Annotated in this window: 21 protein-coding genes; 1 reads left to right on the top strand and 20 read right to left on the bottom strand. The window is 73.8% G+C overall.

Going from position 1 to position 23,316, the window contains the following annotated elements; translation table 11 throughout:
• Positions 1–4: 4 nt before the first annotated feature.
• The 17 genes from MY520_RS13140 to MY520_RS13060 all read right to left on the bottom strand — a co-directional run bounded on the left by MY520_RS13140 (position 5) and on the right by MY520_RS13060 (position 19,992).
• Positions 5–1,063 carry a polyprenyl synthetase family protein gene (locus tag MY520_RS13140; RefSeq protein WP_436692556.1) on the bottom strand — a complete coding sequence of 353 codons (1,059 nt, stop codon included), beginning with the start codon at positions 1,061–1,063 and terminating at the stop codon, positions 5–7.
• Positions 1,063–2,625: an NADH-quinone oxidoreductase subunit NuoN gene (nuoN, locus tag MY520_RS13135; RefSeq protein WP_436692555.1), complete on the bottom strand. Its 1,563-nt coding sequence runs from the start codon at positions 2,623–2,625 to the stop codon at positions 1,063–1,065. Before nuoN ends, MY520_RS13140 begins: the two co-directional genes overlap by 1 nt.
• Positions 2,625–4,304, bottom strand: coding sequence for an NADH-quinone oxidoreductase subunit M (locus tag MY520_RS13130; RefSeq protein ID WP_436692554.1), 1,680 nt, complete (start codon positions 4,302–4,304; stop codon positions 2,625–2,627). The genes nuoN and MY520_RS13130 overlap by 1 nt, the downstream gene beginning before the upstream one ends.
• A gap of 31 nt (positions 4,305–4,335) precedes the next feature.
• A complete protein-coding gene (gene nuoL, locus MY520_RS13125; protein ID WP_436692553.1) occupies positions 4,336–6,231 on the bottom strand; it encodes an NADH-quinone oxidoreductase subunit L in 1,896 nt (631 codons plus the stop codon).
• A 19-nt stretch (positions 6,232–6,250) separates the two neighbouring features.
• The gene (nuoK, locus tag MY520_RS13120; protein ID WP_436692552.1) at positions 6,251–6,550 is read right to left on the bottom strand and encodes an NADH-quinone oxidoreductase subunit NuoK; all 300 of its coding nucleotides are present in this window, start codon (positions 6,548–6,550) and stop codon (positions 6,251–6,253) included.
• Positions 6,551–6,623: 73 nt separating this feature from the next.
• Positions 6,624–7,457, bottom strand: coding sequence for an NADH-quinone oxidoreductase subunit J (locus MY520_RS13115; RefSeq protein WP_436692551.1), 834 nt, complete (start codon positions 7,455–7,457; stop codon positions 6,624–6,626).
• Positions 7,454–8,146, bottom strand: a complete 693-nt coding sequence (gene nuoI / locus MY520_RS13110; protein WP_436692550.1) for an NADH-quinone oxidoreductase subunit NuoI — start codon at positions 8,144–8,146, stop codon at positions 7,454–7,456. The genes MY520_RS13115 and nuoI overlap by 4 nt, the downstream gene beginning before the upstream one ends.
• Positions 8,139–9,614, bottom strand: coding sequence for an NADH-quinone oxidoreductase subunit NuoH (gene nuoH / locus MY520_RS13105; protein ID WP_436692549.1), 1,476 nt, complete (start codon positions 9,612–9,614; stop codon positions 8,139–8,141). Before nuoH ends, nuoI begins: the two co-directional genes overlap by 8 nt.
• The gene (locus tag MY520_RS13100) at positions 9,611–12,067 is read right to left on the bottom strand and encodes an NADH-quinone oxidoreductase subunit G (protein WP_436692548.1); all 2,457 of its coding nucleotides are present in this window, start codon (positions 12,065–12,067) and stop codon (positions 9,611–9,613) included. Before MY520_RS13100 ends, nuoH begins: the two co-directional genes overlap by 4 nt.
• A 76-nt stretch (positions 12,068–12,143) precedes the next feature.
• Positions 12,144–13,475 (bottom strand): NADH-quinone oxidoreductase subunit NuoF, encoded by a 1,332-nt coding sequence (gene nuoF / locus MY520_RS13095; RefSeq protein ID WP_436692547.1) that lies wholly within the window; start codon positions 13,473–13,475, stop codon positions 12,144–12,146.
• Positions 13,476–13,478: 3 nt separating this feature from the next.
• Positions 13,479–14,525, bottom strand: coding sequence for an NADH-quinone oxidoreductase subunit NuoE (gene nuoE / locus MY520_RS13090; protein ID WP_436692546.1), 1,047 nt, complete (start codon positions 14,523–14,525; stop codon positions 13,479–13,481).
• Positions 14,522–15,844 (bottom strand): NADH-quinone oxidoreductase subunit D, encoded by a 1,323-nt coding sequence (locus tag MY520_RS13085; RefSeq protein ID WP_436692545.1) that lies wholly within the window; start codon positions 15,842–15,844, stop codon positions 14,522–14,524. The genes nuoE and MY520_RS13085 overlap by 4 nt, the downstream gene beginning before the upstream one ends.
• 79 nt (positions 15,845–15,923) lie before the next feature.
• Positions 15,924–16,676 carry an NADH-quinone oxidoreductase subunit C gene (locus MY520_RS13080; RefSeq protein WP_436692544.1) on the bottom strand — a complete coding sequence of 251 codons (753 nt, stop codon included), beginning with the start codon at positions 16,674–16,676 and terminating at the stop codon, positions 15,924–15,926.
• A complete protein-coding gene (locus tag MY520_RS13075) occupies positions 16,673–17,353 on the bottom strand; it encodes a NuoB/complex I 20 kDa subunit family protein (protein WP_436692543.1) in 681 nt (226 codons plus the stop codon). Before MY520_RS13075 ends, MY520_RS13080 begins: the two co-directional genes overlap by 4 nt.
• A 13-nt stretch (positions 17,354–17,366) precedes the next feature.
• On the bottom strand, positions 17,367–17,729 hold the full coding sequence (locus MY520_RS13070; RefSeq protein ID WP_436692542.1) for an NADH-quinone oxidoreductase subunit A: 363 nt from the start codon (positions 17,727–17,729) through the stop codon (positions 17,367–17,369).
• Positions 17,730–17,827: 98 nt separating this feature from the next.
• Positions 17,828–19,135, bottom strand: a complete 1,308-nt coding sequence (locus tag MY520_RS13065) for a geranylgeranyl reductase family protein (protein ID WP_436692541.1) — start codon at positions 19,133–19,135, stop codon at positions 17,828–17,830.
• 131 nt (positions 19,136–19,266) lie between these two features.
• Positions 19,267–19,992, bottom strand: a complete 726-nt coding sequence (locus tag MY520_RS13060) for a demethylmenaquinone methyltransferase (RefSeq protein WP_436692540.1) — start codon at positions 19,990–19,992, stop codon at positions 19,267–19,269.
• A gap of 35 nt (positions 19,993–20,027) precedes the next feature.
• Here MY520_RS13060 and MY520_RS13055 point away from each other — a divergent pair, with 35 nt between their 5' ends.
• On the top strand, positions 20,028–21,299 hold the full coding sequence (locus MY520_RS13055; protein WP_436692539.1) for an isochorismate synthase: 1,272 nt from the start codon (positions 20,028–20,030) through the stop codon (positions 21,297–21,299).
• On the opposite strand, the gene MY520_RS13050 is transcribed toward MY520_RS13055, so the two are convergent.
• The 3 genes from MY520_RS13050 to MY520_RS13040 all read right to left on the bottom strand — a co-directional run.
• On the bottom strand, positions 21,296–21,838 hold the full coding sequence (locus MY520_RS13050) for a 2,4'-dihydroxyacetophenone dioxygenase family protein (RefSeq protein ID WP_436692538.1): 543 nt from the start codon (positions 21,836–21,838) through the stop codon (positions 21,296–21,298). The genes MY520_RS13055 and MY520_RS13050 overlap by 4 nt on opposite strands.
• A 138-nt stretch (positions 21,839–21,976) precedes the next feature.
• Positions 21,977–22,351 (bottom strand): iron chaperone, encoded by a 375-nt coding sequence (locus MY520_RS13045; RefSeq protein ID WP_436692537.1) that lies wholly within the window; start codon positions 22,349–22,351, stop codon positions 21,977–21,979.
• Positions 22,348–23,316 (bottom strand): thiamine pyrophosphate-dependent enzyme (locus tag MY520_RS13040; RefSeq protein ID WP_436692536.1); only part of this gene is annotated, 969 nt, incomplete at its 5' end. The genes MY520_RS13045 and MY520_RS13040, both read right to left, overlap by 4 nt.

Here is a 23,316-nt window from a genome sequence, read left to right as displayed (position 1 = left end):
ATGGTCAACTGGTGCGCGTGACCACGTAGTCGCACAGCGCCGAGAGCGCCTCACGGACCGACCCGGCCGGCACCGCGGCCAGCCGCACCCGGGCCCGGTCGGCGTACTCCCCCAGCACCTCGGTCGCTCGCGCCAGCGCCGCCGACGAGCGCAGCAGGTCCAGCGCCTCCGCGTGCTCGCCGTCGTCGGTGATCGGGCCGGAGACCAGCTGGCGCAGCCGCGCCTCGGCCGGGTCGTCGCCGGCGAGGGCGATCAGCGCGGGCAGCGTCGCCACGCCCTCCCGCAGGTCGGTGCCGGGCGACTTCCCGGAGGCGCCGCCCTCGCTGACGATGTCGAGCAGGTCGTCGGACATCTGGAAGGCGACCCCGACCTCCTCGGCGAAGGCGGTCAGCGCGGTGACGAGCACGGGGTCCACCCCGGCGAACGAGGCGCCGAACCGGGCCGAGGTGGCCACCAGGGAGCCGGTCTTGTCGGCCAGCACCTCGAGGTAGTGCGCGACCGGGTCGTCGCCGGGGCGGGCGCCGACGGTCTCCCGGATCTGCCCGGTCACCAGCCGCTCGAAGGTGCGTGCCTGGATGCGCACCGCGTCCGGGCCGAGGTCGGCGAGCAGGTCGGAGGCCCGCGCGAAGAGGAAGTCGCCGGTGAGGATGGCGATGCTGTTGGACCACCGGCTGTTCGCACTGGGCGCACCGCGGCGCACGGCGGCCTCGTCCATGACGTCGTCGTGGTACAGCGTGGCGAGGTGGGTGAGCTCGCACACCACCGCCGCCTCGGTCACTCCCGGCGCGCGCGGGTCGCCGAGCTCGGCGGCGAGCAGCGCCAGCAGCGGGCGGAACCGCTTGCCGCCGGCGGCGACGAGGTGACCGGCGGCCTCCTGGATGAAGGCGTGCTCGCTCTGCACGGCGGTCAGCAGCGCGTCCTCGACCCGGGCCAGCCCCTCGGCGAGCCGCGCGCCGAGGTCTCCCTCGGGCAGCCACGGCCCGATCGTCGAGGCGGGGGTCGAGACCCGCTGCCAGGTGTCGGCCGGGGTGTCCCCGTCGAGGGCGGCGCTGGCTCCGGTCATCAACCGACGAAGATAGCCGCCTGCTCGGCCAGGTCCAGCACCGCCCCGGGCACGACCCCCAGGACGACGGTCGCGGTGACGGTCACGGCCAGCACGATCGTGGTCGGTAGACCGGGGACGCCGACCGTCGGGCCGTCGGCCGCCGGCTCGCTGAAGTACATGAGCACGAGCACCCGCAGGTAGAAGAACGCCGCCACCGCGCTGGCCAGCAGCGCGATCACGACCAGCGGCCACGCGCCGTCGTCGATCGCCGCCCGGAAGACGGCGAACTTCCCGGTGAAGCCGCTGGTGAGCGGGAGGCCGGCGAGCGCGAGCAGGAACAGGCCCATGACCGCCGCCGTGAGCGGGGACCGACGCGCCAGGCCGGCCCACTTGGCCAGGTGCGTGGCCTCGCCGTCGCCGTCGCGGACCAGGGTCAGGACGGCGAAGGTGCCGATCGTGGTCAGGCCGTAGGCCAGCAGGTAGAACATCGTCGGGCCCAGCCCCGAGCCGTCGCCCTCCGCACCGCCACCGAGGCCGATGACGCCGGTGAGCAGGAAGCCCGCGTGCGCGATCGAGGAGTAGGCGAGCATCCGCTTGAGGTCGGTCTGGGTGAGGCCGAGGACGGCGCCCACGACCATCGAGACGATCGCGATGCCGTAGAGCAGCGGTCGCCAGGTCCACTCGCTGGTGCCGAAGGCGACGTAGAGCAGCCGCAAGATCGCCCCGAACGCAGCGACCTTGGTGCAGGCGGCCATGAACGCGGTGACCGGCGTCGGGGCGCCCTGGTAGACGTCCGGCGTCCAGGAGTGGAACGGCGCGACGCTGGCCTTGAACATCAGCCCGACGATCAGCAGCGCCAGCCCGAGGACCAGCAGGACGTCGGTGCCGCCGGCGGCCGAGGCGGAGCGGATGTCGGCCAGCCGGACGCTGCCGGTGGCGCCGTAGACCAGCGCCAGGCCGTAGAGGAAGAAGGCGGAGGCGAACGCGCCCAGCAGGAAGTACTTGACCGCCGCCTCCTGCGAGAGCAGCCTCCGGCGGCGGGCCAGCCCGCTGATCAGGTACAGCGGCAGGCTGAGCACCTCGAGCGCGACGAACATGATGAGCAGGTCGTTGGAGGCGACGAACAGCATCATGCCGCCGATGGCGAAGGTGGCCAGCGGGTAGACCTCGGTCTGCACCCGCGACGCCGTCATCAGCTCCCGGTCGCGCGGGCTGCCGGCGGGCACCGCCGCGGCGGCGACGAAGGCCGACCGCGCCGGGTCCAGCGAGCGCTCGGCGAACAGCAGCAGCGACAGCGCGCCGAGCCCGGCGATGGTGGCCTGCAGGAACACCGCGGCGCCGTCGACGGCGAGCGCGCCGCCGGCGGTGACCTCCCGCTCCCCCGCGAGCAGCAGGCTGGTGACCAGCCCGCCGAGCGTGCCGGCGAGCGCCACGGCCACCTGGACCGGGTGCCGGTGCTCGCGGGGCAGGAACGCCTCGACGAGGACCCCGATGCAGGCCGCGCCGAAGACGAGGAGGAACGGGGCGAGGGCGCCCAGCGACAGGCTCGGGGCCTCGATCGCGTCCGCCGCGCTGAGCATCAGTCGGTCTCCCCGGCGTCGGTGGTGGCCGGCTCGACGCCGGCGGGGTCGGCGCCGACGTCGCTCATGGTGGCGGCGACGGCCGGCTCGATGAGGTCGATGAGCGGCTGCGGGTAGAAGCCGAGCACGATGACCAGCGCGACCATCGGGGCGGCGACGGCCATCTCGCGGCGGCCGAGGTCGCGCACCCGCAGCCGGGCAGGCGCGGCGGTCGGGGCGGTCGGGGCGGTCAGGGTCGCGGTGCTGCCGGCGGCGGTACTGCCGGTGCCGGTGCCGGTGGCGCCCGTGCCGGTGCCGGTGCCGGTGCCGGCGGGCGTCCCCTCGCCGGTCTCCAGGAGCACGCCGCGCGGCGGGCCGTGCATCGTGCGCTGGTACATGAGCAGCACGTAGAGCGCGGCCAGGATGATGCCGACGGTCGCCACGATGGTGAACACCGGCCGCGACGGGAACGAGCCGACCAGCACGAGGAACTCGCTGACGAAGCTGTTGGTGCCCGGCAGTGCCAGCGAGGCGAGCCCGGCGATGAGGAAGACGCCGGCCAGCCGCGGCGCCTGGCGGGCGACGCCGCCGTAGTCGCCGATCAGCCGGGAGCCGCCCCGGGCGATGAGCATGCCGACGACCAGGAACAGCAGGCCGGTCGCGATGCCGTGGTTGACCATGTAGAGCACCGCGCCGGTGGTCGCCTCGGTCGTGAAGGCGAAGATGCCCAGCGCGATGAAGCCGAAGTGCGCGATCGAGGTGTAGGAGACCAGCCGCTTCATGTCGTTCTGCCCCATCGCCAGCAGCGCGGCGTAGAGGATGCCGGCCACGGCGAGCACCAGCACGAACGGTGCGAGGTCGCGGGATGCGTCGGGGAACAGCGGCAGGCAGTAGCGGATGAACCCGAAGGTGCCCACCTTGTCCAGGACGCCGACCAGCAGCACCGCGCCCCCGATCGGCGCCTCGGCACCGGAGTCGGGCAGCCAGGTGTGGAAGGGCACCAGCGGCGCCTTGATCGCGAAGGCGATGAAGAAGCCGAGGAACAGCAGCTTCTGCACACCCGGGTCGATCTCGAGCTGCCGGAGCGCGTCGAATGCGAAGGTGCCCTCGCCCAGCTCGCTCCGGCTCACCACGTACAGCCCGATCACCGCCGCCAGCATGACCAGGCCGCCGACCAGGCTGTAGAGGAAGAACTTCACCGCGGCGTACTGCCGTCGCGGCCCGCCGTAGCTGCCGATCAGGAAGTACATCGGGACGAGCATCGCCTCGAAGAAGACGTAGAACAGGAAGACGTCGGTCGCCGCGAAGACGCCGACCATCATCGCCTCGAGCAGCAGCAGCCAGGCGAAGAAGGTCTGCATCGACCGGCCGCCGGGCGGGGTGTCCCGCCAGGAGGCGACCACGACGACCGGCACCAGCACGCCGACCAGCAGCAGCATGACCAGGGCGATGCCGTCGACGCCGAGGGCGAAGTCGACGCCGAAGTCGGGGATCCAGGAGACCGACGTCGTCAGCTGGAACCGGTCGCCGCCGGAGTCGAAGGCGATCGTCGCGAGGACGGCGAGCAGGAGGACCAGCCCGCTGACGCCGAGGGCGAGCCGCTTGGCCGCCTCGTCCCGGCCCTTGGGCAGCGCCGCGACCACCGCGGCCCCCACCGCCGGGACGGCGATCATGGCGAGCAGGAACGGGAAGTCACTCACGACGTCGCCTCTCGATCGGAAAGCAGCCCGCTCACCCGGCCGTCACCGCCAGCAGCGCCCCGGCCACGATGACCGCGCCGCCGAGCATCGACAGGGCGTACGAGCGGACGAAGCCGGTCTGGGTGCGACCCAGCCGGGACGACGACCCGCCCAGCGCGGCCGCCATCCCGTTCACCGCGCCGTCCACCCCGCGGTTGTCCACGAACACCAGCGCGCGGGTCAGCCACTGGCCGGGGCGCATGAACAGCGACTCGTTGACCGTGTCGGCGTAGAGCGCGCGGCGGGCGGCCCGCACCACCGGGGACACCCGCGCCGGCGCGGCCACCGGCACCTCGCGCCGTCCGACGAACAGCCAGGCGACGAGCACGCCGAGCGCCATCACCACGGTGACCAGCACGCTCACGACCAGCGGCGCGACCACGTGCTCGGCCTCCTCCGGCTCGCCGAACACCGGGGCCATCCACTCCTCGAGCGGGAAGACGACGACCAGCAGGAAGCCGGCGAACACCGAGCCCACGGCGAGCACGATCATCGGCACGGTCATGACCGGCGGGGACTCGTGCGGGTGGACGCCGTCCTCCCAGCGCGGCCGGCCGAAGAAGGTCATGAGCATCAGCCGGGTCATGTAGAACGCGGTCAGGCCGGCCGCCAGGATGGCCAGCCCGCCGAGCACGTAGCCCCAGCCGTCGCCGCGGTCGAGCGCGGCCTCGATGATCGCGTCCTTGCTGAAGAAGCCGGACAGGAACGGGAAGCCGATCAGCGCCAGGTAGCCCAGGCCGAAGGTCACGAACGTGATGCGCATCGTCGAGGCCAGCCCGCCGTAGCGGCGCATGTCGACCGAGTCGTTCATCGCGTGCATGACCGAGCCGGCGCCGAGGAAGAGCCCGGCCTTGAAGAAGCCGTGCGTGAAGAGGTGGGTCAGGCCGGCCACGTACCCGACCGGGCCGAGACCGACGGCGAGGAACATGTAGCCGATCTGGCTGACCGTGGAGTAGGCCAGCACCTTCTTGATGTCGTCCTGCGCGCAGCCGGCGATCGCCCCGATCATCAGCGTGATCGCACCGACGGCGAGGACCACGGCCCGCGCGGTCGGCGTCTCGTCGAAGACCGGCGCGCTCCGGGAGATCAGGTACACGCCGGCGGTGACCATGGTCGCGGCGTGGATGAGAGCGGAGACCGGGGTCGGGCCCTCCATCGCGTCGGGCAGCCACGCCTGGAGCGGGAACTGGCCGGACTTGCCGCAGGCGCCGAGCAGGAGCAGCAGGCCGATCGCGGTGACCGTGCCGCCGGCCACCGCGCCGACGGAGCCGAAGACACCCTCGTAGGTGACGGTGCCGAGCTGGGCGAACATCAGGAAGATCGCCAGCGCCAGCCCGACGTCGCCGACCCGGTTCATGACGAACGCCTTCTTCGCGGCGGTGGCCGCCTCCGGGCGCTCGTGCCAGAAGGCGATGAGCAGGTAGGAGGCCAGGCCCACGCCCTCCCAGCCGACGTAGAGGGCCACGTAGTTGTCGCCGAGGACGAGCAGCAGCATCGCGGCGACGAAGAGGTTGAGGTAGGCGAAGAACCGCCGGCGCCGCGGGTCGTGCGCCATGTAGCCGATCGAGTAGATGTGGATGAGCGCGCCCACCCCGGTGATCAGCAGGACGAACGCCACCGAGAGCGGGTCGACCAGCAGGCCGGCCTGCACGTCCAGCGACCCGCTGGAGATGAAGGTGAACAGGTCGACGTCGACCTGCCGGCCGTCCACGGCGAACGTGCAGAGCAGGCCGAGCACGAACGCGGCGACCACCGTCCCGGTGCCGAGCAGGTGGCCCCAGCGGTCGGTGCGGCGGCCGCCGAGCAGCAGCACGGCGGCGCCGGCCAGCGGCAGCGCGATCAGCAGCCAGGAGGCAGCGAGCAGCCCGTCGGCGGGCACGGTGTCCATTCCCGGAGTCCCCGTCTCGTCAGTACTTGAGCAGGTTGGCGTCGTCGACCGACGCCGACCGGCGGGTCCGGTAGATGGACATGATGATCGCGAGGCCGACGACGACCTCCGCCGCGGCGACGACCATGACGAAGAACGCCATGATCTGGCCGTCGACGGTCCCGCTGGACCGGGCGAAGGTGACCAGCGTGAGGTTCACCGAGTTGAGCATCAGCTCGATGCACATGAAGACGACGATCGCGTTGCGCCGCACGAGCACGCCGACCGCGCCGATGGTGAACAGCATCGCCGCCAGCACCAGGTAGTGCGTGAGGCTCACGGCTTCTCCTCGCCGGCGCTCGTCGTCCCCGCTCGCCGGGCTGCTCTGCTCCCGGGTGAGCTCGCGAGCCCGCTCACCTGTGCTGCCCTCCGTCGCGGCCGCCGGGGGTGTCGCTGACCGTGGGGTCGAGCGACCCCAGCGCCGCGTCGGGGCTGCCGAGCTCGGCCCGGCCGGTGGGACGCGGCATCTGGTCGACCTCCTGGGGATCGATCCCGGTGGCGAAGCTGTCCTCGGACAGCCGGCCGTCGGGCAGCAGCGCCGGCGCGGCCACGGAGTTGGCCCGGGCGAACACGCCGGGGCCGGGGAAGGTCTGCGGCCGGTCGGTGAGGAACCGGGCGCGGGAGAGCTCCTTCTGGGTGCGCCGGGTGCCGGGCTCGCGCTCGATGTGGGCGAGCACCATCGCGCCGACGGCGGCGGTGATCAGCAGCGCGCTGGTCACCTCGAACGCCAGCAGGTAACGGGTGAAGATCAGCTCGGCGATCGCCTCGATGTTGCTGGTCGCCCCGCCCTGCACCGCCGCCAGGCCGGTCAGCGGGAGGTCCTGGGTGGCCCGGGCGATGCCCGCGCCGACCAGCCCGGCGAAGCCGATGCCCAGCACGATGGCGGCCACCCGCTGCCCGCGGAGGGTCTCCACCACCGAGTCGGAGGAGTCACGGCCGACCAGCATGAGCACGAACAGGAAGAGGATCATGATCGCGCCGGTGTAGACGATGATCTGCACCGCGCCGAGGAACGGCGCCTCCTGGACGACGTAGAAGACGCCCAGCGCCAGCATCGTGTTGACCAGCCACAGCGCCGAGTGGACGGCGTTGCGCGAGAGCACCATGCCCAGCGCGCCGGCCAGGGCGATCGGGCCCAGCACCCAGAAGACGACGGCCTCGCCGGCGCCGATGACGACGTCGTTCACGCCTGCACCGCGCCTTCCGCCCGCCCCGCCGCCCCCTCGGCCACGGGCTGGTCCTCCCGCGCCCCGGCCGCGGGGTCACGGGGCGGCGCGGCCTGCCGGTCGCGCACGTAGTAGTCCTTCTCGTCGTCGCCCAGCCGCATCGGGTGCGGCGGGGCCTCCATGCCGGGCAGCAGCGGGGCCATCAGCTGCTCCTTGGTGTAGATGAGGTCCCGCCGGTTGTCGTCGGCCAGCTCGAAGTCGTTGCTCATGGTCAGCGAGCGGGTCGGGCAGGCCTCGATGCACAGCCCGCAGAAGATGCAGCGCAGGTAGTTGATCTGGTAGATGCGGCCGTACCGCTCACCCGGCGAGTAGCGCTCGTCCTCGGTGTTGTCGCCACCCTCGACGTAGATGGCGTCGGCCGGGCAGGCCCACGCGCACAGCTCGCACCCGACGCACTTCTCCAGCCCGTCCGGGTGCCGGTTGAGCACGTGCCGCCCGTGGTAGCGCGGCTTGGTCACCTTCGGGACCTCGGGGTACTCCTCCGTGGTCACCTTGCGGAAGATCTGGGCGAAGGTGACGCCGAAGCCCTGGCCCGGGCCGGGCAGCCAGCTCGTCCGCTTGACCGGGCCGGCGTCGGGGTCCCGGCGGGCCAGTTCGCCCCGCGAGGTCGGCGCCAGCCCCTTCTCGTCCGACGGGTTCCACTCAGGCATCGCCGTCCTCCTGGCTGGTGGCGGCGGACCGCCGTCCGGTGCCGACCACGGCGCCGTCGGGTGCCACCGGCTCCCGCCGGCGCAGCCGCGGCGACGGCGGGACCTTGAGGTCCATGGGCGGGATCGGGAAACCGCCCTCGGCCCGGCTCGGGCCGGCGGGCTGGGCCGGGCGCCGGCGCGGCCCGGCCGGGGGCAGCACCTCCGGCTCGGCGTCGGTCGGGTGGATGGAGCCGGCCGCGGCCTTGGTCGCCGCGATCCGGGTCTCCCGGTAGCTGGCCCGGCTAGCGATGAGCAGCCCGGCGAGCACGAGCAGGGCCATCGGCACGCCGACGAACAACGCCACCTGCCCGGTGGACAGGTCGGCCTCCCGGGCGACGGTGCGCATCGTGGCGACGGCGAGGATCCAGACCAGCGCCGTCGGGACGAGCACCTTCCAGCCGAACCGCATGAACTGGTCGTAGCGGAGCCGGGGCAGGGTGCCGCGCAGCCAGATGAAGACGAACAGCGCGACGACGACCTTGAGGAAGAACCACAGCAGGGGCCACCAGCCGGCGTTGGCGCCGTCCCAGATCGACAGCGGCCACGGAGCCCGCCACCCGCCGAGGAACAGCGTCGCGGCCAGCGCCGAGACGGTGACCATGTTGATGTACTCGGCGAGGAAGAACAGCGCGAACTTCAGCGACGAGTACTCGGTGTGGAAGCCGCCGACCAGCTCGCTCTCGGCCTCCGGCAGGTCGAACGGGGCCCGGTTGGTCTCCCCGACGACCGCGATGGCGTAGATGACGAAGGAGATCGGCAGCAGGATCGCGTACCAGCTGGGTCCGGTGAACTCCAGGCCGAAGAACGACACCCGGTTGCCGTCGGCCTGCGCCGCGACGATCTCCGAGGTCGACATCGAGCCGGCGTAGAGGAAGACCGCGACGATCGACAGCCCCATCGCGATCTCGTAGCTGACCATCTGCGCGGCGCTGCGCAGGCTGCCCAGCAGCGGGTAGGTCGAGCCCGACGCCCAGCCGGCCAGCACGATGCCGTAGACGCCCATCGCCGAGCAGGCCAGGACGACGAGCACGCCGATGGGGGCGTCGGTCAGCTGGAGCGGGGTGCGCTGGCCGAAGATGCTGACCGTCGGGCCCAGCGGGATGACCGAGAACGCGAGGAACGCCGGGATGGTCGCGATCACCGGGGCCAGGAAGTAGACCGGCTTGTCCGCGAGCGCCGGCACGATGTCTTCCTTGAACGCCAGCTTCAGCCCGTCGGCGAGGCTCTGCAGGTAGCCGCGCGGGCCGACCCGGTTGGGGCCGATCCGCTGCTGCATGCGGGCGACGACCTTGCGCTCGAACACGATGGCGAACAGCGTCAGAAGAACCAGGACGACGAAGACGCCAACGATCTTGATGAGGACGATCCACCAGACGTCGGTGCCGAAGTCCTCGAGGGTGGGCTGGTCGGCGGCGGCCAGGACGCTCATGCGGCACCTCCGGCGACGAGGCGGACGACGCCGCCGGGCGGGGTGCCCAACTGGGTCCTGATCTCGCTGCCGGGAGCGCGCATCGGCAGCCAGACCACCTGGTCGGGCATCTCGGTGACCAGCACGGGCAGGCTGACCTCCCCCATCGCGCCGCAGACGGTGACCCGGTCCCCGTCGGCCAGGTCCAGGCGGCGGGCGAGGTCCTTGCCGAGGCGGGCGACCGGGAGGCGGGCGGTGCCGGCCAGCTCGGGCTCGTCGCGCTGCAGCGTCCCGACGTCGAGCAGCTGCCGCCACGAGGCGAGCACCGCCTCGTCGTCGGCCAGGGCGGGGTCGGCCGCCGGCGCGACGTCCAGACCGTGGACATCAGGACGCTCCGCGACGACCCCGAGCGCGGCGAGCTCCGCGCGGGCCACCTCGGGCGCCGGCAGCCGCAGGTCGACGTCCAGCTCGTCGGCCAGGCCCTGGAGCACGCGGCCGTCGGGCAGCTGGCCGGTGCCGTGCAGCGTGGCGTCGAACGGACGCAGCCGGCCCTCCCAGTCCAGGTAGGCCCCGGCCTTCTCCGGGGCCGCGGCCACCGGGAGGACGACGTCCGCGTGCTCGGTGACGGCGCTCGGGAACAGCTCCAGGCTGACCACGAACCCCGCGGCGGCCAATGCCGCCTCGGCCAGCCGCGGGTCGGGCAGGTCGGCCGGGTCCACCCCGCCGACGAGCAGGCCGCCGAGGAGCCCGTCGCGGGCGGCGGTGAGGATGCCGGTGGTGTCGCGGCCGGGGGTGACCGGCAGCTCGGCGACGCCCCAGGCGGCGGCGACCTGGGCTCGCGCCCCGGCGTCGCTGACCGGGCGGCCGCCCGGCAGCAGCATGGGCAGCGCGCCGGCCTCGACGGCGCCGCGCTCGCCGGCGCGGCGCGGCACCCAGGCCACGCGGACACCGGTGGCGCGCACGAGTGCGGCCAGCGCGGAGAAGGCACCGGGCACCTCGGCCAGCCGCTCCCCGGCCAGCACGACCGCGCCGGGCGTGCGCAGCGCGTCGACCGCAGGCCCGCCCCACGTGCCCTCGGCGAGCGCGGCCAGCGAGCGGGACTCGGTGCCGGGCAGGGTGGTGAGCACCGTGGCCTGCAGCTTCTCGGCGGCCCGGGTGACGAAGGGGGCGAGGTCGAAGACCGGCAGCTTGCGGGTGCGGACGGCGCGGCGCAGCCGCAGGAAGACGATCGGCGACTCCTCCTCCGGCTCGAAGCCGGCGAGCAGCACCGCCGGGGCGTCCCCGAGGTCGGCGTAGGTGACCGCGCCGTTGAACGGCCCGGTGCCGGCGACGTGCGCGGCGAGGAAGGCCAGCTCCTCGGCCGAGTGGGCGCGGGCGCGGGCGTCGACGTCGTTGGTGCCGAGCGCGACCCGTGCGAACTTCGCGTAGGCGTAGGCGTCCTCGACCGTCAGCCGGCCGCCGGGCAGGACGCCGACGCCGCCGGCCGCCCGCGCGGCGCGCAGCCCCTCGGCCGCCGCGGCCCAGGCCTCGGGCCATGACGCGGACTCCAGCACGCCGTCCCGCCGCACCAGGGGCGTGGTCAGCCGGTCGTTGGCGGCGGCGTAGCGGAAGGCGAAGCGGCCCTTGTCGCAGTTCCACTCCTCGTTGACCGCCGGGTCCTCACCGGCCAGCCGGCGCAGGACCTTGCCGCGGCGGTAGTCGGTGCGCTGGGCGCAGCCGGACGCGCAGTGCTCGCAGACGCTGGGCTCGCTGCGCAGGTCGAAGGGGCGGGAGCGGAACCGGTACTGGGCGCTGGTGAGCGCGCCGACCGGGCAGATCTGGGTGGTGTTGCCGGAGAAGTAGGAGGAGAACGGCTCGTCCTCGTAGATGGCGACCTGCTCCAGGGCACCGCGCTCGAACAGCTCGATGAACGGGTCGCCGGCCACCTGCTGGGAGAAGCGGGTGCAGCGGGCGCACAGCACGCAGCGCTCGCGGTCGAGCAGGACCTCGCTGCTGATCGGCAGTGGCTTGGGATAGGTCCGCTTGACGTCGACGAACCGGCTCTCGGTGCGGCCGTTGCTCATCGCCTGGTTCTGCAGGGGGCACTCGCCGCCCTTGTCGCAGACCGGGCAGTCCAGCGGGTGGTTGATGAGCAGCAGCTCCATCGTCCCCTGCTGCGCCTTGTCCGCGACCGGGCTGGTGAGCTGGGTCTTCACCACCATCCCGTCGGTCACCGGCATGGTGCACGAGGCCACCGGCTTGCGCTGGCCCTCCACCTCGACCAGGCACTGCCGGCAGGCGCCGACCGGCTCGAGCAGCGGGTGGTCGCAGAACCGGGGGATCTGGATCCCGACCTGCTCTGCGGCCCGGATGATCAGCGTCCCCTTGGGCACGGCGACGTCGAAGCCGTCGATGACGCAGTGGACGGCGTCCGGCGGCGTGTGCGGGCCGGGCACCGCCGGCACCGCGGCCGGTGCGGGCTGGGGAGTCGTCACTGGTCCTCCTCGCGCGCGCTCGTCGGACCGGTGACGAGCGTCGCTCGGTCCCTGGGTGCCCTCGCAAGCTCGGTCACTATGCGGCTCCGACCGTGACGGGCTCGATCGGCAGGCTGCGGCCGAGCCGCGCCTGCTCCTCGGGCGGCAGCAGCGCGACGTAGTCGTCGCGGAAGTACTTCAGCGAGCTGGCGATGCAGCTGGTCGCGCCGTCACCGAGGGCGCAGAAGGACCGGCCCAGGATGTTGTCGCAGGTGTCGGTCAGCAGGTCGAGGTCGGCCGCCGTGCCCCGCCCGTGCACGAGCCGGTCGAGGATCTGGACCAGCCAGTAGGTGCCCTCCCGGCACGGGGTGCACTTGCCGCAGCTCTCGTGCGCGTAGAACTCGGTGAACCGCAGGGTCGCCTCGACGATCGAGTCGGTCTCGTCGAACACCATCAGCGCGGTGGTGCCGAGCATCGAGCCCGCGGCGGCGACGGAGTCGAAGTCGAGCGGGACGTCGAGGTGCTCCGCGGTGAAGTACGGCGTCGAGGAGCCACCCGGCGTCCAGAACTTCAGCTCGTGGCCGGGGCGGACGCCGCCGGCCATCTCCAGCAGCTCGCGCATCGTCGTCCCCATGGGGGCCTCGTACTGCCCCGGCCGGACGACGCGGCCCGACAGCGAGTAGATCTTCGGCCCGGGCGACTTCTCCGGCCCGAACTCCTTGAACCAGTCCGACCCGCCGCGGACGACGAACGGCACGCTGGCCAGCGTCTCCACGTTGTTGATCACCGTCGGGGCGCCGTACAGCCCGGCGACGGCGGGGAACGGCGGCTTCAGGCGCGGCTGGCCCCGGTAGCCCTCCAGCGAGTCCAGCAGCGCGGTCTCCTCGCCGCAGATGTAGGCACCGGCGCCGGCGTGGACGATCAGCTCCAGGTCGTAGCCCGAGCCGAGGACGTCGCGGCCGAGGTAGCCGGCGGCGTAGGCCTCCTCGACGGCGGACTGCAGCCGCCGGTGGGCGTGCACCGCCTCGCCCCGGACGTAGATGACCGCCAGGTGCGACCGGATCGCGTACGCCGCGATGACCACGCCCTCGATGAGCGAGTGCGGGTCGGCCATCATCAGCGGGAGGTCCTTGCAGGTGCCCGGCTCGCCCTCGTCGGCGTTGACCACCAGGTACTTGGGCATCGCGGCCGGGCCGGTCGGCGTCTCCCCCGGCTTCGGCTGCGGGATGAAGCTCCACTTCATGCCGGTCGGGAAGCCGGCGCCGCCGCGGCCGCGCAGGCCGGAGTCCTTGACCAGCGCCACCAGCTCGTCGGGGCTCATCCCCAGGGCGGTGCGCAGCGCGGTGTAGCCGTCGAGGGACTCGTACGTCGACAGCCGCCAGGACCGCTCGGCCCCCCAGCGGGAGGTCAGCACGGGTGCGAGAGGCACGGGTCAGGCCTCCTTGCTCTTGGCTCGGCGTGGATTCGGGCGGGGCGAGGTGCGGGGCTTGGTCCCGGTCGCGGGTTGGGCCGCGGGCGGGGTCTCGGTGCCGGTCTCCCCGTCCGGCAGCCGCCGTCCGGCCGGCTCCGGGGCGTCGGGGTGCGCTCCGGCGGCGCCCGCCTTCTCCGCCGGGGTGTCGGCGGCGGCCACACGCGCGTCGGCCGCCTCCTCCCCCGGGGTCTGTCCGGTGCGACCCGTGGGCTGCACCGTCTCCCGGGGCTCGCCGGCGTCGGCCGGTGGCTGCTCGGGACCGGGCATCGGCGGGGCGGACTCGCCACGCTCCACGGCCAGCCGCAGCCCGGCGAGCGTGGGCTCGATGCGCCCCTCGGCGTCGATGGCGGCGGCCATGTCGTAGGGGTCCTCGTACTGGGAGAACCCCGCCAGCTGCCGGGAGATCCCGCGGAAGTCGGTGAGCGGTGCGCCGCGGGTGGGGTGCGGCTTCTCGCCGCGGCGCAGCGCGGCGACCAGGGCGCGGGCGCCGTCGACGTCCTGCTGGTCGTAGAACTCGTAGTCGACGGTGACCACCGGCGCGTAGTCGCAGGCCGCGAGGCACTCGGCGTGCTCGAGGGTGATCGAGCCGTCCGCGGCGGTCTCGTCGTGGTGGACGGCGAGGTCGGCCGCGAGCGCGTCGAAGATCCGCTGCCCGCCCAGGACGCTGCACAGCGTGTTGGTGCAGACGCTGACCAGGTGCCGGCCGGTGGGACGGCGCTTGTACATCGTGTAGAAGGTCGCCACCGCGCCGACCTCGGCCTTGGAGAGGCCGAGCTCCTCGGCGCACAGCGCCACGCCCTCGGGCGAGACGTAGCCCTGGTAGCTCTGCACCAGGTGCAGCATCGGCAGCAGGGCCGAGCGCGGCTGCGGGTAGCGGGCGATGATCTCGCGCGCCTCGAGCCGGGTCTGCTCGGTCAGCGGCGGCAGGTCGGCGGCCGCGGGCTCCACCGGGCTGGAGTCCAGCCCGGTGACCGCCGTCCCCTCGGCCGATCCGGGGAGCGCGCTCACCGGTCGACACCTCCCATCACCGGGTCGAGCGAGGCGATCGCCGCGATGACGTCGGCGATCATGCCGCCCTCGCTCATCGCCGCCGTCGCCTGCAGGTTGACGAAGCTGGGGTCGCGCACGTGGACTCGCCACGGCCTGGTGCCGCCGTCGCTGACCACGTGGTAGCCGAGCTCGCCGCGGGGGGACTCGATCGGCACGTAGACCTGCCCGGCCGGCACCCGGAAGCCCTCGGTGACCAGCTTGAAGTGGTGGATCAGGGCCTCCATCGACTGGCCCATGATGTGCTGGACGTGCTCGAGGGAGTTGCCCATGCCGTCGGGACCGAGGGAGAGCTGCGCGGGCCAGGCGATCTTCCGGTCCTGCACCATGACCGGCCCCGGCTCGAGCCGGTCCAGCGCCTGCTCGATGATCTTCAGCGACTCGTTCACCTCGGCCATGCGCACGAGGTAGCGGCCCCACGCGTCGCAGGTGTCGGCGGTCGGCACCTCGAAGTCGTAGGTCTCGTAGCCCAGGTACGGCTCGACCTTGCGGAGGTCCCACGGCAGGCCCGCGGCGCGCAGCACCGGACCGGTGACGCCGAGCGCGATGCAGCCGGTGACGTCGAGGTAGCCGGCGTCCTTGAGGCGGGCCTGCCAGATCGGCTGGCCGGTGAGCAGCTTGTGGAAGTCGGTGACCCGGGCCGGCATGAGCTCGAGGAACTCCCGGATGTGCTCGACCGAGCCGACCGGGAGGTCCTGCGCCAGGCCGCCGGGGCGGATGTAGGCGTGGTTCATCCGCAGGCCGGTGATCTCCTCGAGCAGGTCGAGGACGAGCTCCCGCTCCCGGAAGCCGTTGGTCATGCCGGTCAGCGCGCCCATCTCCATGCCGAAGGTGGCCAGGGCGACCAGGTGCGAGGCGATCCGGTTGAGCTCCATCACCAGCACGCGGATCGTCTGCGCCCGCTGCGGCACCTCGATGCCGAGCAGCTTCTCGACGGCCATGCAGTAGCCGGCCTCGTTGTACAGCGGGGACAGGTAGTCCATCCGCGTCACGAACGTCGTGCCCTGCGTCCAGTTCCGGTACTCGGTGTTCTTCTCGATGCCGGTGTGCAGGTAGCCGATGACCACCCGCGCCTTGGTGACCGTCTCGCCCTCGAGGTCGAGCACCAGGCGGAGCACGCCGTGGGTGGAGGGGTGCTGCGGCCCCATGTTGACGACGAGCCGCTCCTCGCCGTACGCCTCGGTGCCGAGCGTCTGGTCCCAGTCGCCGCCGGTGACGGTGTAGACCCGGCCCTCGGTGGTCTCCCGCGAGCCGGCGTAGGGGTCGTAGGTGGTGCTCACAATGCCTCCCGTTCGACTCCGGACTCGTTCCGCTCCTCGGTCGCTGGCGCTCCCTGCGATGCTCGCTCGCCCGTCGTCCTCACCTGTAACTCCGGCGGGTGTCCGGCGGCGGGATGGTGGCGTCGTGGTACTCGACCGGCACCCCGCCGAGCGGGTAGTCCTTGCGCTGGGGGTGGCCGTCCCAGTCGTCGGGCATGAGGATCCGGGTCAGCGCCGGGTGGCCGTCGAAGACGATCCCGAACATGTCCCAGGTCTCCCGCTCGTGCCAGTCCGCCGTCGGGTAGATGCCGGTGACCGAGGGGACGTGCGGGTCCTCGGCGGTGACCGCGACCTCCAGGCGGATGCGCCGGCGGTAGGTCATCGAGGTCAGGTGGAGCACGACGTGCAGCCGGGGCCGGTTCGACGTCGCCGCCGGGCCGCCGCTGTCGAGGTAGTCGACGCCCGAGACGCTGCTGCACAGCTCGAAGCGCAGCGCCTCGTCGTCGCGCAGGGCCTGGACCAGCGTGAGCAGGTGCTCCCGGGCGACGAAGTAGGTGATCTCGCCGCGGTCGACGACCACCCGCTGCACCGCGGCGGCGTAGGTGGCCTCGCCGACCGCATCGACCAGGGCGTCGGTGACCTCGTCGAAGTAGCCGCCGTAGGGCCGGTCGGTGGAGTGCAGGGCGACCGCGCCGCCGGGCTCCACGCGGACCAGGCCGCCGAACCCGGAGGTGTCGCCGCTGCCGGAGACGCCGAACGCGCCGCGCCGGAAGCCACCGTCCGGTCCGCCACCGCCGATCCCCTGCTGGCCGCCGTCCGGTCCCGGGGTCGGGAACCCGCCGTCGTTGCTCATGACGTGCTCCGCACATGGGGCTCCGGCAGCAGGACGGCGTTCCCGCCCCGCTGCTCGATCGCGAACTGGCCGGTGCGCCGCTCCGCGGCCGCCCGCTCGTAGGCCGCCCGCGCCGTCTTGTCCACCCGCACCGTCGAGGGCATCTCGACGAGCAGGTCCTCGGCGCGTCCCTCCTCGCGGGCGCGCTCGAGCTCGCGGGCCCGCTTCGGCCCCAGCGGCTCGTTCATGATCTTGTGGTGCAGCTTGAGGATCGCGTCGGTGAGCATCTCCGGGCGCGGCGGGCAGCCGGGCAGGTACATGTCCACCGGCACGATGTGGTCGACGCCCTGCACGATCGCGTAGTTGTTGAACATCCCGCCGGAGCTGGCGCAGACGCCCATCGCCAGCACCCAGCGCGGCTCGGGCATCTGGTCGTAGATCTGCCGCAGCACCGGCGCCATCTTCTGGCTCACCCGGCCGGCCACGATCATCAGGTCGGCCTGCCGCGGGGAGGCGCGGAAGACCTCCATGCCGAAGCGGGCCAGGTCGTAGCGCCCGGCGCCGGTGGCCATCATCTCGATCGCGCAGCAGGCCAGCCCGAACGTCGCCGGCCACAGCGAGGACTTGCGGGTCCAGTTGACCAGCTTCTCGACGGTGGTCAGCAGGACGCCGCTCGGCAGCTTCTCCTCGAGTCCCATGGGTGCGCTCCTGTCAGTCCCAGTCGAGCCCGCCGCGACGCCAGACGTAGGCGTACGCGATGAAGACGGTGCCGATGAACACGACCATCTCGACCAGGCCGAAGACGCCGAGCGCGTCGTTGGCCACGGCCCACGGGTAGAGGAAGACGATCTCGATGTCGAAGACGATGAAGAGCATCGCGACCAGGTAGTACTTGACCGGGAACCGACCGCCGGTGAGCGGCTGGTCGACCGGCTCGATGCCGCACTCGTAGGCGGCGAGCTTGGCCTGGTTGTACCGGCGGGGCCCGACGAACGGGGCGACGGTGACCGAGAACAGCGCGAACGCCGCGGCCAGCGCGAACAGCCCGACGATCGGGACGTAGGTCGAGAGCATCAGCGGCACCCTACGGCGGCGGAGATCACGGACAGGGCAGCAGGTGACCTTCGACACAGCGTGTCGACATGGCGGCTGGACGTGACGGCGCGCATGGCTCAGACCGCCGGTGCCAGCCGGGTGAGGACGGCGACGACGCGGTCGAACCGATCGCCGTCGCGCCCGTCGGAGAGGTTCCCCATGAGCTTCAGCGCGGCCGTGACCATCGCCGGCCGCGTCAGCCCGTGCGCGGTGGCGAAGCGGACCAGGCCCGGCCGGGCGAGCAGGGCGAGGAACGCCGTGCCCAGCCGGTGGTGCCGGCCGTACTCCTCGCGCAGCCGGGCCGGGTAGCGGCGCAGCGCGGCCTCCCGGGCCGGGCCCTCGGGGCGGGCCAGCGCCTCGGCCGCGGCCTCGGCGGCCATGGCGCCGGTCTCCAGCGCGTAGCTGATGCCCTCGCCGTTGAACGGGTTCACCGTGCCCGCGGCGTCCCCGGCGAGCAGCAGCCCGCGGGTGTACGCCGGGCGCCGGTGCAGTGCCATGGGCAGGCCCGCGCCCCGCAGCGGCGTGACCGCGTGCTCCTCGTCGTACTGCCACTCGGGTGGGAGGGTGGCCAGCCACTCGCGGAGCACCGTCCGGGGCTCGGCGCCGGAGCCGCGGCGGGTGTCGAGCAGGCCGAAACCGACGTTGCTCGTGCCGTCGCCCATGCCGAAGGCCCAGCCGTACCCGGGCATGCCGTCCGCGCTGGGCCCGGACGCCGACAGGTCGAAGGAGATGTCGAGGTAGTCGTCGTCGGCGCGCGGGGAGGACACGTACCGACGGACGGCGACGCCCATCGGCCGGTCCTCGCGGCGGACCAGGCCGAGGGCCTTGCCCAGCCGGCCGGAGAGCCCCTCGGCGGAGACGACCAGCCGGGCCCGCCAGGTGACCGGCACCCGGTCGGGGCCCTCGGTGGCGTGCACGCCGGCGACCCGGCCGGCGTCGTCGAGGAGGGGGTCGGTGACCGTGACGTCCTGCACCAGCCGGGCGCCGGCGGTCTCGGCGTGCGCGGCCAGGCCGGCGTCGAGGTCGCGGCGGTTGCGCACCAGGCTGTACGCGGGCCAGTGGTCCAGCCGCGGCCAGTCGACCTCGACCACCCGGCCGCCGCCGGTGACCCGCAGCCCCTTGTGCCGCACCCAGCCGGTGGTGTCCACGCCCAGGTCGGCGAGCGCCTTGACCCCCCGCGGGGTGAGCCCGTCGCCGCAGACCTTCTCGCGGGGGAACCGGGACTTCTCCAGGACGACGACGTCGAGGCCGGCCCGGGCGAGGTGCCAGGCGGCCGACGACCCCGCCGGGCCGGCGCCGACGACGACCACGTCGGCCCGCCGGTCGCCGCCGTCCACCTCGACCCCTCCCCGGAGTTCCGCGCCCGACTTTGTGAATTGCTTCACAAAGTCTGTCGGTCACTACTCTAGGCCCGGCTGTGACACGGGTGACAAGTCGGCTTCCGAGCGGCGCCCAGAAACACGCGCTACCCCACCGCTCGCGAGCTCGCCGAGGGCCCCTGCAGCGGGGCCGGGGGTCAGGCGCGGGGCTTGCGGCCGCGGTGCAGCGCGACGATCCCGCCGGTGAGGTTGCGCCAGCCGACGTCGGCCCACCCGGCCGCCGCCAGCCGGGCGGCGAGCGCCGGCTGGTCGGGCCAGGCCCGGATCGACTCGGCCAGGTAGACGTAGGCGTCGGGGTTGCTGCTCACCGCGCGGGCGATCCGCGGCAGCGCGCGCATCAGGTACTCGGTGTAGACGGTGCGGAACGGCGTCCAGGTGGGACTGGAGAACTCGCAGACCACCAGCGTGCCGCCGGGCCGGGTCACCCGGGAGAACTCGCGCAGCGCGGCGTCGGGGTCGGCGACGTTGCGCAGGCCGAAGGAGATGACGACGCCGTCGACGCTCTCGTCGGCCAGCGGCAGGGCCATCGCGTCGCCGGCCACCTTGGGCACCGCCCGGGCGGCGCCGGCCCGCAGCATCCCCTGCGAGAAGTCGCACGCGATCGCGGTCACCCCGCCGGCGGCCAGCTCCACCGTGGAGACCGCCGTCCCGGCGGCGACGTCGAGCACCGTCTGCCCAGGGCACGCGCCCAGGGCCTCGCGGGTGGCCCGCCGCCAGGAGGCGTCGAGTCCGGCGGAGAGCACCGTGTTGGTGAGGTCGTAGCGCGCGGCGACCTGGTCGAACATCGCGGCGACGTCGGCGGGGCGCTTGTCCAGACCGGCCCGCAGGCCGGCGGTGTGTGCGTCCTCTCCCCGGTCTCCCACGGCGGGGACGCTACCGGGCTGCCTACGCTGGGTCCGTGACAGCGGCCGCCGTGACCTCCCCCCGGTCGGTCACGCCCGCCGTCACGACGACGCCGCTCGAGGACACCCCGCGCCTGCTCGACCTGCTCCCGGCGAGCGGCGCCCTCTCCTGGGTCCGCCGCGGCGAGGGGCTGGTCGGCTGGGGTGAGGCCGCGCGGCTGGAGGTGTCCGGCCCGCGGGCGCTGGCCGAGGCGGCCGCGTGGTGGCAGGAGCACAGCGCCGGCCTGGTCGTCGACGACCCTCTCGGCGTCCCCGGCTCGGGGCCGGTCGTGTTCGCCAGCATCGCCTTCGACCCGGCCGCCGGGACGTCGGTGTTCGTCGTCCCCGAGGTCGTCGTCGGACGGCGCGACGGCGTCGCGTGGGTGACCACCACCGGCGACGCCGACCCGGCCGACGTGCTCCCCACCGCCGCGCCGGAGCCCGCGCCCCTGGGCCGGCTGCGCTACGCCGACGGTGCGCTCGACCCCGCGTCGTGGTGCGCGACCGTGACCGCCGCGGTGCAGCGCATCACCGCCGGCGAGCTGGAGAAGGTCGTGCTCGCCCGCGACCTGCTGGTCACCGCCGACGCCCCGCTGGACCCCCGCGCGCTGCTGGCCCGGCTGGCCGCCCGGTTCCCCGGCTGCTGGACGTTCGCCGTCGACGGCCTGCTCGGCGCCACCCCGGAGCTGCTGCTGCGCCGCACCGGCCGGGAGCTCTCCTCGCGCGTGCTGGCCGGGACGGCGCCGCGCGGCGCCGGCGCCGACGACGACCGGCTGGCCGCGGCGCTGCTGACCTCGGGCAAGGACCGCGCCGAGCACGCGCTCGCCGTCGACTCGCTGGTGCGCGCGCTCGAGCCCCACTGCAGCTCGCTGACCGCGCCGGCGGAGCCGGAGCTGCTGACGCTGGCCAACGTGCGGCACCTGGCCACCGACGTCACCGGCGTCCAGCGGCCCGGCGGGGCCCGCGGCCGGGCCGGGCTGCTGGAGCTGGTCGGCGCCGTGCACCCGACCGCCGCGGTCTGCGGCACCCCCACCGCCGCCGCCGCCGGGCTGATCGGCGAGCTGGAGGGCATGGACCGCGGCCGCTACGCCGGCCCGGTGGGCTGGCTGGACGCCCGCGGCGACGGCGAGTTCGGCCTCGCCCTGCGCTGCGCCCAGCTGAGCGACGACGAACCCGCCACGGCCCGGCTGTTCGCCGGCTGCGGGATCGTCGCCGGCTCCGACCCCGCTGCCGAGCTCGCCGAGACGCAGGCGAAGTTCGCCGCCTTCCAGGCCGCCCTCGAGGGCTAGCGCAGGAGCGTCTCCACGTAGGCGGCGCCGATGCCCACCTTCTCGTAGTGGTCGCGGGCCAGCTCGAGGTAGTCGTAGGCGTCGAAGGTGCCGTTGGGCTGGCCGTCCTCGTCCAGCCAGATCAGCGGGCCGGTCACGTTGAAGTGCACCCGCATCGGCTCGTCCGACTCGTGCGCGACCAGGGTGTGCGCCTCGCCGGGCGTCTCGTAGACGAAGGTGCCCCGGGTGGCCACCCAGTCGTGCTCCAGGTAGCTCCACTTCCCCGACAGCGTGTAGCCGAAGACCTGGTGCGGGTGGTAGTGCCGGTTCACCAGCCCGGCCTCCTTGGCCCACAGCACGTCGGCCCACCGGTTCTGCGAGAGCGAGATCCACAGCGGCCGGGATCCCACGGTGTCCGACAGCGGGATGAAGTACCGCTCGTCGTCGTCCAGGGTGTTGGGCAGGAAGATCTCGGGGGCGGCGTCCTTGCGGAAGACGTTCTCGATCGGCTTGATGTCTCGCCAGAACTCGCGACCGGTCTCGGGCTCGGGGCTGACCATCGCGCACTCCTCTGCTGGTGTGGCGTCGAACGGGCCGGGGCGGCCCGGCAGCCAGGGTTTCGACCACCGGGCCTGGGTGCGCGGAACTGCCGGCGGCCCCGTGCACCGTGGCCTGACGGTGCCCCGAGGATCACCGGCTCAACCGGTACCGGTCGGCCCCGTTCGGGACCGGACCAGCTCGGACACCACGCGGACCACGAGGTCCAGCGGCAGGTCCTGCCGGTGCGGCAGGTGCATCGCGTCCTTGGCGCCCCGGTACGGCGCGACCGCCCGCTCGAGGTCGGCGTCGGCGATCGCCCGGGGCAGCGGGTAGAGCGCGATGTGCCGGCTCCAGGCGGCGACGTGCACCAGCGGCCGGCCGTCGAGGACGAACGTCGGCATCGCGTAGCTCATCCGCTCCTCGGTGCCGGGCACCGCCTCGTGGATCGCCGAGCGGATGGCGGCCACCCGATCGCGGACCTGCTCGGGCAGTGCGGCCAGGTACTCGTCGACGGTGGCCGGCGTCGTCGTCATCCCGGGCCTCCCAGGGCCTCGATCGCCGCGGTGCGGAGCCGGCCGGCCAGTTCGGCCTCGACCCGCTGGTCGGTGCGGACGACGACGACCCGCGGCCCGCCTGCGGCGACGGCGGCGCGCAGGTCGCCGGGCCGCTCGACCCGGACGGCGGGCCAGCCCAGCGCCTCGGCGACCGCGACCAGGTCCCGCCCGTGCGGGGTGCCGAAGACCCGGCGGTAGCCGGCCACGTACTGCGGCTGCCCCGGCTCGAGCTGGGCGAAGATGCCGCCCCCGTCGTTGTCGGGCACGACCAGCGTGAGGTCGGGCCGGGGCTCGCCGTCGCCGCCCAGCAGGCCCTGCAGGTCGTGGAGGAACGTGAGGTCGCCCAGGAGCGCCACCGCCGGGCCGCCCCCGGCCCGCCGGTGCGCGAGCGCGGCGCCGACGGCGGTGGAGACGGTGCCGTCGATGCCGGCGACGCCGCGGTTGGCCAGCACGGTCAGCCCCGCCCGGGGGACGGCCAGCCGGTCGACGTCGCGGACCGGGGTCGACGACCCCAGCACCAGCAGCGCGCCGTCGGGCAGGCCGGCCACCAGGTCGCGGGCCAGCCGGCCCGCGGTCAGCCCCTCGGCCGCGTCGAGCAGCCCGTCCACGGCGGTCCCGACCCGCGCGGCCGCGGCCGACCAGGCGGCCCGCCAGGCCGGGGCGGCTGCGGCCTCCCCTGCCGGCAGCACCCCCACGGCCGCCGTCGACCGCCCGGCGTCGGCCCAGCGCGGCGCGGCGGCGACCGTCTCCACCCGGACGTCCGGGTCGGCCAGCAGCGCCGACACCGGCCGGGACAGCGTGGGTCGGCCGACGACGAGCACCCGGTCGGGCCGGTGCGCGGCCAGCCACACCGGCGCACCGAGCAGCAGCGCTCCCCCGCGCGCCGCGGCGTCCCACGCGCCGCTCGACGGCTCCGCGACCACCGGCCAGCCCCGCCGCGCGGC

The organism is Geodermatophilus sp. CPCC 205506 (genome assembly GCF_051383635.1).
Classification (GTDB): Bacteria; Actinomycetota; Actinomycetes; order Mycobacteriales; family Geodermatophilaceae; genus Geodermatophilus.
This window is presented reverse-complemented; position numbering and strand designations above follow the sequence as displayed.